The organism is Acinetobacter sp. RW6, from assembly GCF_041956835.1.
Lineage (GTDB): Bacteria > Pseudomonadota > Gammaproteobacteria > Pseudomonadales > Moraxellaceae > Acinetobacter > Acinetobacter calcoaceticus.
The window spans coordinates 3,044,324-3,057,279 of the sequence record NZ_CP167121.1 but is presented as its reverse complement, the minus strand read 5'-3'; the positions used below and the strand labels follow the sequence as shown (position 1 = coordinate 3,057,279).

6 protein-coding genes are annotated in these 12,956 nt (G+C 40.3%); 4 read left to right on the top strand and 2 right to left on the bottom strand.

Annotated features, from left to right (window positions below; genetic code table 11):
* Positions 1–65: 65 nt before the first annotated feature.
* A complete protein-coding gene (locus ACB088_RS14440) occupies positions 66–773 on the bottom strand; it encodes a hypothetical protein (RefSeq protein WP_375037288.1) in 708 nt (235 codons plus the stop codon).
* A 209-nt stretch (positions 774–982) separates the two neighbouring features.
* On the opposite strand from ACB088_RS14440, the gene ACB088_RS14435 reads away from it, so the two are divergent.
* On the top strand, positions 983–2,401 hold the full coding sequence (locus tag ACB088_RS14435; RefSeq protein ID WP_375037287.1) for a phosphate--AMP phosphotransferase: 1,419 nt from the start codon (positions 983–985) through the stop codon (positions 2,399–2,401).
* 22 nt (positions 2,402–2,423) lie between these two features.
* On the opposite strand, the gene ACB088_RS14430 is transcribed toward ACB088_RS14435, so the two are convergent.
* Positions 2,424–2,930, bottom strand: coding sequence for a hypothetical protein (locus tag ACB088_RS14430; protein ID WP_005045071.1), 507 nt, complete (start codon positions 2,928–2,930; stop codon positions 2,424–2,426).
* A gap of 169 nt (positions 2,931–3,099) precedes the next feature.
* Between ACB088_RS14430 and ACB088_RS14425 the strand changes: the two genes are divergently transcribed.
* The 3 genes from ACB088_RS14425 to recD all read left to right on the top strand — a co-directional run bounded on the left by ACB088_RS14425 (position 3,100) and on the right by recD (position 12,297).
* Positions 3,100–6,735 carry an exodeoxyribonuclease V subunit gamma gene (locus ACB088_RS14425; RefSeq protein WP_375037286.1) on the top strand — a complete coding sequence of 1,212 codons (3,636 nt, stop codon included), beginning with the start codon at positions 3,100–3,102 and terminating at the stop codon, positions 6,733–6,735.
* A 3-nt stretch (positions 6,736–6,738) separates the two neighbouring features.
* Positions 6,739–10,437: a UvrD-helicase domain-containing protein gene (locus tag ACB088_RS14420; RefSeq protein WP_375037285.1), complete on the top strand. Its 3,699-nt coding sequence runs from the start codon at positions 6,739–6,741 to the stop codon at positions 10,435–10,437.
* Between the two features lie 108 nt (positions 10,438–10,545).
* Positions 10,546–12,297, top strand: a complete 1,752-nt coding sequence (recD, locus tag ACB088_RS14415) for an exodeoxyribonuclease V subunit alpha (RefSeq protein ID WP_017391361.1) — start codon at positions 10,546–10,548, stop codon at positions 12,295–12,297.
* The last annotated feature ends 659 nt before the right edge of the window (positions 12,298–12,956 follow it).

Here is a 12,956-nt window from a genome sequence, read left to right as displayed (position 1 = left end):
TCATGCAAATATAATGAATAAAATCTCAACTTCGTAAGGTTGATTTTTTCTCTGTGCCGACCTTATCACACTCTAAACGGATTCGGATGCCCTGAATGTACATTTTCAATAATCTGGCGTTCTTTTTCCGTAAAAGTCTTGATAAAGGTCTCGGCTGATTTTAATGGTTTCATCGCAGTAAAACCATCTTGGATAAAATCATACATCAATTCAAAGTGATATTTTTGGGCAATACCTTTACACATTTTAAAGGCCGTAAACATCATAAATGAGCGCATATATTTATCTAATGCTGCACCTAAATCATCAAGAAGAGCGAGTTGCTGATAACGAGCTTCTGCCTGATCAAGTTTGGTTAGGGTTAAGCGCATGATTTCATCGGTTAATACTGTATCAGCCGGATAGTCCTCAAGGAGTTGCATGGCAACTTGTTCATCAAGCTGAGTGGCAAGCACAGCCAAACTTACCGATTTAGTTCCAGTTTTAATCGCATTCTCAGGCAATACTTTTTCGGCTTTATGTGCATATCTCAATAGACGGTCAATTTGTGCTGCAAGGGCATCAAACTCTGGACCACCATATAAACGATTTAAAAAATACTGTGCCATGAGTTTATGTTCAGGCAGATTAAAAAAGTCGTGATGTGTATCTTTCATCCGCTCTTTTAGCCATGTTTGTACATCTTGCAAACGTTGGGCAAGCACCGGATTGTCGTGATAATTAAATGTTTTATATTGTTGTAAAAGTTCATCAAAAGCAGCGAGTTTAGACATGTAAGACTCTAATATTGGGCTATTTACAAAAAATCATAAGAGGCATTGTAACCTTGTACTATGGCGAGTAGATGTAAAAAAAATGATTCATGCGTCAATTTTTAGATGGAATTTGGTCGCAATGACATAATTTGTATAGCAATTCATCATTTAACCGCATAAGTTAAAGATCATCGAAATTAAACAATAAATGATTAGAGCTGTGGACTATGAGTGAACAACAACCAAAATTTGAAATTCGAGATGAAGAACAACTTTCAGTCGATTTGATTGAAGCACAATATGCTCTAAAAGAAAGTCGGGGAAAACCGAATGCTAAAAGTACACTCATTTTAATGAGTGGTATTGAACTGGCTGGAAAAGGCGAGGCGGTTAAGCAGCTTCGCGAGTGGCTAGATCCAAGATATTTAAGAGTAAAAGCAGATGCACCACGTGTGCTGACAGATACAGAAGCATTTTGGCAATCTTATTCGGAGTTTATTCCTACCGAAGGTCAAATTGTGGTGATGTTTGGCAATTGGTATAGCGATTTGCTTGTCACAGCAACGCATGTGTCTGAACCTTTAGATGAGACGCGATTTGATGCTTACGTTGAAAGTATGCGGGCATTCGAACAAGATTTGAAAAATAACTATGTTGATGTGGTCAAAGTCTGGTTCGATCTTTCATGGAAATCACTGCAAAAACGTTTAGATAAAATTGACCCGTCAGAGCAACATTGGCATAAGCTCCACGGCTTAGACTGGCGTAATAAAAAACAATATGACACTTTGCAAAAGTTACGCCGCCGTTTTACCGATGATTGGTACATTATTGATGGCGAAGATGAAACACAACGCGATCAGTTTTTTGCTCAATACCTTTTGCAACACATGCGTCAACTTCCTGACCATGAAACTGAAGTTAAAGGAAAATGGCAACAAGCTAAAATTCCAGAGAGTTTATTAAAACCTTCTAATGAGCCACTTGAAAAAGCTGAATATAAAAAAGAGCTCGATAAACTCAGCAAAAAAATTGCTGATGCAATGCGTTTTGATAAACGCAATGTCGTGATTGCTTTTGAGGGAATGGATGCTGCTGGTAAAGGCGGTGCAATTAAACGAATTGTTAAAAATCTAGACCCGCGTGAATATGATATTCACTGTATTGGAGCACCTGAACGGTACGAGGCACGTCATCCTTATTTATGGCGTTTTTGGAACCGTATTAATGAGGCTGAAAAAATCACGATCTTTGATCGGACATGGTATGGGCGAGTACTCGTTGAACGTGTTGAAGGTTTTGCTTCGCCTTTAGAGTGGCAGCGTGCCTATGATGAAATTAATCGTTTTGAAAAAGATTTATTTGATAGTCAAACGATTGTAGTAAAAATTTGGCTGGCAATTAGTAAAGATGAACAAGAGCAACGTTTTAAGGCCAGAGAAGAGACACCGCATAAACGCTTTAAAATTACCGCAGAGGATTGGCGTAATCGTGATAAGTGGGACGATTATTTAAAAGCGGCAGCAGATATGTTTGAGCGAACCAGTACTGAATACGCACCTTGGAATATTGTTGCAACTGATGATAAATATACTGCACGTCTAGAAGTATTAAAGGCAGTTTTAAAACAGCTGAGAGCAGATTAAGCTCTCAGCCATAAGGTATCTACTAATTTACAATAGTGGTACGGCTTTTTTGCTGAATACGTTTTGCAAGATTGTAACTGTCATTCAGATGCGTTTCTGCTATTTTTTTCATCATGAAATAGCCTAAACTTGCTGCTACAATTTGTCCGCCTAGCGGTATAAATTTAGTCACCTGTTTCGTTACGATTTTGCCCAAAAAGCCATTAAATGTCTTTTTAACAGTAGTACGCGCCACCACAAAACCTGAAAATTCAAAACCGCGTTTACGTAATTCATCCCAATGAATTGTTTTAGTTTTTGGGTCGTAAACACTAACGTGCTCAGGTGCTAAGCCAAAACGGGAATTGATATCTGGAATAAGGTACGACAAAATTCCCAAATCTATCACCACGTCTAAAAAAGGAATGGGTACAATTGCCGCTCCTGCTGAGACGTAAGCTCTTTTTTTGATGAGGTCATGACACTCATCGCGAATTTGTTCCAGATTTAGGCTAGGATCAATATAGTCAGGAATGTTATCAATTTTCATAATGTCTACCTGTGTAAGTTTCTTGATGGCGTCATTTAAACCAAGTGTAAGTGACACCTAAAGTTAAATTATGCTGTGTTTAAACCAACGTGACATAGTCAGATTCAGTTGTATAGTAATGAATGTTTATGATTTTGTGCATAAATTATGCAAGCAGGATATGAAATAAATGGGGATTCATGTTATTCAAAGCCAACGTATTGATGTGTTGTTGCAAGGTGTATTGGCGTCTACATCGCAAACTTCAACGCATCCTTTACAGGTTTTGAAAACACAGCATTTTGTTGTTCCAAGTCCTGCGGTTGAGCAGTGGCTAATACAGAAACTTGCAGAACAGCAAGGCATGAGTGCCAATTACCAGTTTCATCAACGGGTACGAGGTTTCCAGTGGTATGCCTACCAGCAAGTCTTAACTGCCCATAAAGAACAGGTCCGTAAAGCGAACATCCCACGTTTAATTTTTAAATGGCGGGTTCATCAGGCTTTGTATGAATTTATACAACCTGATGCAATTAGCATAGATACCTCACATCCTCTCCATTCTATTGTTCAGCGCATTTATGACAGCGCAGACCGACTTGAGCAAGGCATAGATAAACAACTAAAAAAACAAAAAATGCTGTATTGGGTCGCTGAGCAGGTTGCCGACCTATTTAGTAACTACATGATTTATCGTGGACAGTGTCAGCGTGGTTGTGAAAATAGTTGTACGTGTCCAGAGAACTGGTTGGCTGCTTGGGGGCAAGGGCGAGCGCTCGATATTGAAAAATATATTGTGCAAAAAGACGAAGAGGTTACTGCTTTTGCATTGCATCAAACTCAAGAGCTAGAACGTTGGCAGCGGTGGCTGTGGCAGCAACATTTTCATGATGACTTTTTGCAGATGCAGCAAATTGATGCGTTGTTTTGGCAAGAGATCGAACATTCAGATCGCAGTAAATGGGCTATTTCAAGATTACCTCATCAGGTGGTGATCTTTACATTATTGGATTTACCGCCAAGCCAGTTACAGTTCTTACGCCGTTTAGGCCAATATACTGATGTGCTAATTTTGCACTATAACCCTTCGCAAGAATATTGGGCGGATAGCGTCGATCCACTCTGGAAACAGCGTTATGACTTAGGGGTGAAAGAACGCTTTATTGCGAAAAACCCTAAGGCAACGGATGCTGAAATTAGCGATTTCTTTAATAAATTTACACTCAACTTTAATGCTGAAGCGCGTGAGTCCAGACACCCGCTTTTAACAAGATTGGGTAAACAAGCCCGCGACCACTTTTCGCTATTATCAAATTTATCTACGGGTGAAGAGGGTAAATGGGTTGATGCTTTTGTGGATGATTTCCCTGAAAATTTACTCGGTAAAGTTCAATCCGATATTTTGCATTTGGTGGAACCCCAAGCTAAGCAATATGAGCTTGCTCCAGACGATGACTCTATTCAGATCCATGTTTGCCATTCTACTTTACGTCAGCTTGAAGTACTAAAAGAGCAATTGATTGGTTGGTTGGCCCAAACATATGAGCAGCCGCGTCGTCCAAATGATATTTTGGTTTTAGTTCCTAATTTGACCGACATAGAGCCTTTAATTCGGAGTGTATTTCCTGCAGCTGCCACTGAGCAGGGTGTGCATTTGCCAGTGAAAATTGCAGGTGTTGCCTCACTCGATGCACTTAATGCTTGGCGTGCCGTGATTGGGCGTATTCAGCTGATGCAAGGACGTTTTAGCTTTGATGATTTTGCTGATTGGTTAAGCTTGCATGCGACCCAGCAACGATACGAACTTGAATATGTTCAGGTTGAGCGAATTTTAAATTTACTTGCCGATGCAGGCTTTAAACGAGGGCTTGATGCAGAGCATCTCAAGCGCAGTTTGTGTGAGGGTGATGACGATTATCGATATAGCTTTAAATTTGCTTTAGAACGACTGGCTCTAGGCATTGCTGTGCCTGTACATGAAACATTTAATCAGGTGCTGAGTTATGCCAAAGTTCAACCAGGTGATTTTGAGTTGATTGGTACACTCATTCAGATTTATCAAGATTTGAATGAGCGCCGTGATTGGTTAACCCTACATGAACAGGGGCAAGTCTATACGGTTGAATATTGGCTCCAAGTACTGGGTAAAGATATTGTCGAATTTGAGCAGGTGGGTGTTGCTGCTTTAAAAGCTGTTCGGGAAATTGTAAAAAAACAAGAGCGAATGTTGACGCTCGCAAGCTATTACGCAGAGACAGAAACGGGAACTTTGCGCAAAATTACGTTGCCTCTACCTTATATTATTGAAGAAATTCAACGGACCTTAGAAAGCCAAAGTGCACAAGCGGAACCGACTGGGCAGATTACCTTTGCCCAAATTGGACATATTCGGCCGCTACCTTATCGCTTAATAGTGATGTTAAATCTTGATGCAGGGCAATTCCCAAACCGTGATACACACGTTCCATTTGATTTAATGGATGCATTACGCCAACAGTTAGGAGACCGCTCTCGTCTTGAAGATGATCAGGGCGCTTTTTTAGATGCATTATTATTAGCCCAAGAAAATTTATGGCTGTTTTATAACGGGTTTGATGTGAACGATGGCGAGGTGAGAGAACCTTCCAGTATTCTTCAAGAGTTCCGTGAACACCTTGCCTTGATTGTAAAAGCCGAAGACGATGTACCTGAAAATGTAGTTATTGAAGGGATCGAGATTCCATCCCAGTTAAAACAACTGTATCACCTCCACCATTTACAGCCCTTCGATCCGAAAGGTTTTACTGTAGAAAAAAGAGGTGTTCGTTACCAAGATCATTGGTTTAAGGTTGCTTCACAAATTCAGCAAGTCTCAGGAAACCGTCAACCTTGGGCGAATACGACCTATCCGCTGCAAGCGCCTGACATGTTGGTTTTAGATAGCCAGCAATGGATACAGGATGTGACGTTCCCCGCACGACTATATTTGAAAACCTTGGGTGTCGAAAACTTAGGAAGTGTTGGACTGCTCGACCAAAATGAACCCTTGTTACTAGACGGTTTAGGGCGTTATGCGATTCGAGATTTTTTACAGCAATCTGATCAACAAGCACAACCTGAAGCTTTGCTTGATCAATTGCCTGTAGGCAAAGTCAAATATAGTGCATGGCAACAAGGTGTTTTTGAACAAGAGTGCCTGCTTGAACGCCTCCATCAATACGCGCCAGCAGTCACACAAACGACTCAGCGAGTTTGGCGAATTGCTAAACAGCTTCATATGAATATTACTGTTCCAAAGTCTGAAACTCAGGATTGGATCAGCATGGAGCCTTCAAGCGCTCGGGCAAAAAGACGTGCGAAAGTCTGGTTAGAACATCTACTCTGGTTGGCGTATCTTAATGAGGGAAGTGCAGGAGCTGAAAAGCGCCGCATTGTGGTTTTTAGTGATCAAATCGTGATTTGTAGTGGTGTGAGCTCTGAACAGGCTCGGCAATATTTACAACCGTGGTTTAAAATCTGGCGTTATGCACAACAACAACCATTGGTTCTACCAGCTGCCTTATTATTAAAGCCACTAGAAAAAGCCAAAGCATATCAGTGGGAAACAGCAGATCAGGCTGAAAAAGTAAAACTGGATGAGAAGAGCTATGCTGAGCTGTTAAAATACTGGAATGAAACAGGGTCATTTACCACGATGGATATGACTCAAAATGAAGCTTGTAAGCTGCATAAAGATTGGAGCTTTATTTTACAAGAACAAGATGCGCAAGCTTTGCTTCAACATGCTTGCGATGAATTTGCGTATGATCTGTATCATCCAGTTTTTCAATTTCAACATTCGGAGTAAGACATGAACTCAAGAGTACAGGTGTCTTATCAACCTATTATTGATATTGATTTTAGTGGATTACACTTAATTGAAGCTTCAGCAGGTACAGGAAAAACTTATACTTTATCGAGCTTGATGGTTCGTATTTTTCTTGAAAAGTACTTGCCTCGACAAGTGATTGCGACCACATTTACGCGTGCTGCCGCTGCCGAACTAAAAAGTCGTATTCGTGCCCGTTTGGTCGAAACGTATCGTTATTTAGAGACGAAGCGTAGTTTTACAGAACACGAATTAATTATGCAGGCTGAGCAAGAGCCTGATTTGTTACTCCAACACATTTTAAAAAGCTTCGCGACGCGTATTGCCTATGCGTGTGAGCGTTTAAAATTAGTTATAGATCAGTTCGATGAGCTATTTGTTGGAACACTCGATAGCTTTAGCCAAAAACTATTGCGTGAGTTTGCTTTTGAGAGTGGCAAAATTGAACGTGCTCAAATTACTGATGATGCCAAAACTTATAGCCGACAACTCATTCATGATGTACTACGTGAATGGATACAGTCTCAGCCTCAAACCGTGATTGATGCCTTATATCTGGCAGGTGAACTTAAGAGTGTAGATAGTTTTGTCAAACTCGTCGAAGACTCACTTAATTTTAGTTCGGCTCATTTTAAGCTTCCTGAAAAACCAACAATTCAGTTTGAACAATTTGCGCAGCTCAAGCAGTTAGCTACAGAAATTGACTTAGGCCTTTTAGACTCGTATTACCAGCTCGATGGCGAACATTATAAGCATGTGAGCGGTACGGTATTTCGAAACGGCGCTTTTAATAAATTATTTAGTGAATGTTTACCGCAGATACTGCAAGTTTTAACGCAAAGCGACAGTATTTTAGTTTTTGATGGATCGCTATCAGCACAGCGTGAACTTGTTTTTAAGTTTTTAGGTCAAATTGCCGATCAGAAAGTTTTTAAAAAATGTCCGGCCGAAATTTCAGATGGATTCTATCAACACCCTACAGTTCAGCAGATCCAGCAACTCTTTAGCGTGCTTAAAAACTATGCTGAGCAGTTCGACCAGCTTCATATTTATTTAAAAGCCTATTTATGTGTCGAAGTTAAAAAACGACTACCACAGGTTTTACAAAATAAAGGTGAAACGACCTTTTCTCAGCAAATCCGTACACTGTCTGACGCTTTAAAGGGCGAGCAGGGGCAACGTTTTGCAGTATTTGTTCAGGCGCGCTATCCCTTAATTTTGGTCGATGAATTTCAGGACACTAACCAAGATCAAGACGACATGCTCGCCAGTATTTGGCGTCATCCGCAGCGTTATCAAAAAGGCTGCATGATTATGGTGGGTGACCGGAAACAGGCAATTTACGGTTTCCGAGGTGGGGATATGCTCACCTTCTTAAATGCCTATAAAGATATTCAAGTCAAACATGGGCGCGAATATAAGTTAATTCATAACCACCGTTCGGTAGCTGATCTGGTTGAAGTTGTTGATGCGTTATTTCAACGGCAAATGGATTTTGGTGAACAGGTTCAATATGACCCAATTCGGGCAGGTACTCGGCCTCATCCTGCGCTGATTGAACACAACAATCATAATCCTCATCCTTTACGCTGGTTGATGCTCAAAGACAAAGAAACAGAGGCTCAGCAAGTTGCATGGAAGATTCGGGATTTACTCAACCGTTCTCATGAGGGTCATTTATATTTTCAAAAAGATTCTCAGACTCAAACCTTAAACGAAGATGATATTGCGGTATTGTCTCGTAATCATGATGGGCTTGATAAAGTTCAATATGAACTAGAGCGTTTAGGAGTTCGGGTTAATCGTCCATCGAAACGAAGTGTTTTTGATTGCACGATTGCTCAAGACGTCGGTGCTTTACTGACAGCAATACTTCATCCTTACGATGAGGCAAAAGTGAAACGGGCTTTAATTAGCCGCCTGTTTGCCATGGACTTGAAGCAACTGTTGCAACTTGAACAAACCGCAGAAGGCTTAAGCCTGTTCATGACTGGTTTTGATAGCGTTAGAGAGCTGTGGTCTAGTCAGGGCTTTTTAGTTGCATGGCAACAATGTTTAAGCCAGTTTGATATCTGGCAAAATTTGGTGGCTGCTCAAAGCAAAGATAATGAACGGGTTGTGGTGAACTTGCGTCATTTAACTGAAATTTTGAGTCAGCACAGTGAGAAATACTCAGGGGCACAAAACCTTTATCATTGGTATCTGAAACAGTTGCGTTCTCCTCTTGACCGTGATTGGGAGCTAGAACGTAAATTGTCGAGCGAAGCTGGCGTTCAGCTCATGACAATTCACCAGTCAAAAGGACTGGAATTTAAGATTGTTTTCTTATTAGGTGCAGACAAGCCGTTTCGAGAAAATAATAAAACTCTGAATTTTTCGACCCAAGATGTAGTCCAGCCAGACTCAAGCCAGACGTTAACTCAACGTGTAGTTGCGATTGCTGATAAGACTTATTTGAATGAAATTGAACTTAAACAACACGAAGAAAGAGCGCTCGCTGAACAGAATCGTCTTTGGTATGTCGCTTTAACGCGAGCAAGCCACCGCGTCTATGCTGTTTTACAAGATGCTGATGGTAAATCAGTTTCAGGCTTAGCTTTCTGGAAAAATAGGAATGAGCCTTTTCAGCACCATTGCTGTACAGATGAAATGGTTTTGGAGCAGATGCCTCAAGCAATTCATTTAGCTAAGCAAACCAGTATTATTGAACTACAAGCACAACGGTTTCCTGAACAACGTTTTTATTCTCGTGGTAAAACCAGTTTCAGTTACTTGGCGCAGCATTTAAAACATAAGGTTGGCACAGATTTATTGGCGAGTCAGAGCAATAATGCTGTATTAGCAGAAGATGAGCTGGACTTGGTCAACACTGTTGAAACAATCAGTGCTCAGCCGATTGACTGGATAAAGAATAATTTTCCGCGAGGAACGCTTGCTGGTAATTTCCTGCATGAAATTTTTGAGCATATCGATTTTCAATGTTCAGATGACTGGGTCATAGAAATACGTCGTCGTTTTAAAAATGACTATAGTAGTCTCTGGCTAGATTTACTTAGTACATATAAAGAGAGCTTTCCAGAGGAAGAAGACGCCGAGAATCTGCTTTATCAGTCAGTTGCACAGTGGTTGCAAGATATTTTACGAACGCCACTTTATCAGGGCTTCCGATTGAACCAACTCCAACCAGAGCAGCATTTGTCGGAGTTTCCTTTTTATTTGGCATTGTCGGATCGGGTTTTAGCCATGACACGTGTTCAGCAACTCTTTGCTGAATATGGCCTGAATATGCCGGAGTTACTTGAAGCACGTTCGGCCCGTTATCTCAATGGTTCTATCGATTTGGTTTATTTTGATGGGCAGCGCTATCACATTGCCGATTATAAAAGTAATTATTTAGGAGATGATCTTGCTGATTATCGTAGCGATAACATTGCACAAAGCATGTCTTTGGCAAGTTACTGGCTACAGGCAGGTCTATACTTGGTGGCATTACATCGCTATTTGCAAGTCAAAATGCAGAATTACCAAATTGAGCAACATTTAGGTGGGGCGACTTATCTTTATTTGCGTGGTATGAATGGTGAAGCAGAGCAGGGGTATTATTACTGGCAACCTAGTATTGAGTTTATTCTGCGTCTTGATGCCATTTTGGGGTATTTTGCTGAGGATAAAATCGCATGAAAAATGCTGATAAGTTAGGTAATTTTAAGATTAACAAATACTTGACATGTGGATAAGCCTGTCTATAACCATGTGGACAAGCGTGTGGAAAACTAGGTGGATAAGTGTGTGGACAATCTAAATAGCCCTGAACAAGCCGATTTAAGCTGGTTAACAACGTGGAGTAACTTCTTAAATCAGGCTCCATTTACTGAGCAATCACAAGTGCCAGATACCGCTTCTTATTTACAGCAGCTTATTGAAGCTAGCTTGCAAGGTGATAGCTGTATCGATGTCAGTCCAGAGCAAATTGCAGCACTTGGTCAACTTGCTATATCAGCCGATCAAGCGACTTCAAAAGTTGCACCATGCGTCTACGATGAGCAGGGGTTGGCATTATACCGATATTGGCACCTAGAGCAACGCCTCGCAGAACAAATTTGTCGATTAAAGCAACAATTAATTCAGCCTGTATCTTGTGATGACTATATAAGCTTACTCACAGACCCTCATCAGCAGGCAGCTTTACAAATGGTTGCTCGGCAGAGCCTCAGTATTATTACGGGTGGGCCGGGTACAGGTAAGACCTATACACTTGCACGTATTATTGCTGTGCTTAGCCAAGCAATTCCGCATATTCGTGTGGCGATGGCTGCTCCAACGGGTAAAGCAGCACAGCGCATGCAAGAAGCGCTACAAAACTCATTTAATGACCCTAAATTGCTTGAGTCCGGATTAATGAGTGAAGAGCTCAGAAATCAGGGAACACAAACGATTCATCGTTTATTGGGAATGGGGCATAGCCAAACACCACGGTTTAATCAAAAACAACCGCTTCCTTACGATGTAATAGTGGTGGATGAGGCCTCCATGCTGGATTTAAATCTAGCCACTCTTCTATTTGAGGCTGTGCCAGAGTCTTGTCGAATTATTTTATTAGGGGATGCAAATCAGCTTGCTTCCGTTGATGTAGGTGCAGTACTTGCTGACTTGCAACAAATACAGGCACTAGCCGACAACAGAGTACAATTACAAACCAGTCGTCGTTTTGCTGAAGGGGCGTTGATTGGGCAAGTTGCTAAATTTATTCAGGCACAAACCTATCAACAAAATCATGAAGTGGTTTTGCAGCAGTTTGAGATTGATATTGTTGAGGTTTCTGAATTAAAGCCTATAGTTTTACAAAATGACATGCCAGATGTGGTTCAGCTTGAGTATTTACCGGAAGGGAATCACACAGAAGTCGAAATTTATTATCAGAAACTCATGTTAGGTTTCCAAGGCTATGTAAAGAGCCTAAAAAATTATTTAAAAGAAGAACGCTCGATTGAACAGGTTCAAAACGTAGTAAGAGCATTCGATGACTACCGTATTTTAACGGCGGTCCGTCATGGCCCATTTGGCTTACAACAGTTAAACCAGTATGCGCAGCGCTGGTTACAACAACAGTTATCAATAGTTACAGTGGGTGGATGGTATGTAGGTCGTCCAGTGATGATGACTTATAACGACTATCAACTTGGTATTTCAAATGGAGACATTGGTTTATGTTTTGAGCATAGAACCCAGCCACAGCAATTTGAAGTATATTTTCCAAGTTTAAATAAGTGGGTGGCGGCAAACCGATTACCTAAAAGTATTCAAAGTGCATTTGCTTTAACAATTCATAAGTCGCAAGGGTCTGAATTTACACATACTGCTGTGGTTCTTGATCAGGCTGCAAAGAATTTATTAAGCCAAGAGCTTATTTACACTGCGATTACACGAGCTAAAAAAGTAGTGAGTCTTTTGGTTCATCCAGAAGCTTTAGTTCAGGCATTTACAGTTCGTACTACACGAAAAAGTGGTTTAGTTCAGAAAGTTAATCGGTTAGTTCGTTAAGACAAACTTAATATTTTTACCCTTGTAAGAAAAAGCTTACATAGATTCGAGATATTTGCTGCTAGAGTACACTCCACGTTTTTGAGATTATAAACACACAACGAGCTTGGCACGGAATGTCGGGCAAAATCGCACAATAATAATAGCTTAAGTCGAGAGACTGCGAACTTACAATGAAGTAGGTGTATAAAGAGGAAACTTACAGCCGCTAAGCCTTGTAGTTTTGGGAGAGACTACAGGGCTTTTTTATATTCACGTTTTAATTTACTTCTAAAAAATTATCAAAAAAGATCTGTTTTAGACCTCTATTTAATATGTTTTCTTTTAAAAATTAATATCAATAATATCAATATATTTATCTGTAATATGTTTTTTAAACAGCCATTTTTCCTGTGAATTGTTAAGTTATATGTTATACAGAACTGTACGTTAAATGTTAAAAATGGTTATTTACTAAATATTATACAGACCTGTACGTTTTTACTTACATGATGATAAGAAAAATACTACTTTTCTTCATAATTGGATGTGTCACAATACATCACATAAGGAAATAGAAACAAAGACATTGGAAGTGAGTTAAAACAACAAGAAGGATGTGACTAGCATCTCACCAACGATAATAAAAACAGAAATAACACGATAAACAAAAACTACAG

Excerpts from the sequence above, each read along its gene's own strand:
- ACB088_RS14440 (WP_375037288.1), bottom strand. The coding sequence starts at position 773 with ATGTCTAAACTCGCTGCTTTTGATGAACTTTTACAACAATATAAAACA.
- ACB088_RS14435 (WP_375037287.1), top strand. The coding sequence starts at position 983 with ATGAGTGAACAACAACCAAAATTTGAAATTCGAGATGAAGAACAACTT.
- ACB088_RS14430 (WP_005045071.1), bottom strand. The coding sequence starts at position 2,930 with ATGAAAATTGATAACATTCCTGACTATATTGATCCTAGCCTAAATCTG.
- ACB088_RS14425 (WP_375037286.1), top strand. The coding sequence starts at position 3,100 with ATGGGGATTCATGTTATTCAAAGCCAACGTATTGATGTGTTGTTGCAA.
- ACB088_RS14420 (WP_375037285.1), top strand. The coding sequence starts at position 6,739 with ATGAACTCAAGAGTACAGGTGTCTTATCAACCTATTATTGATATTGAT.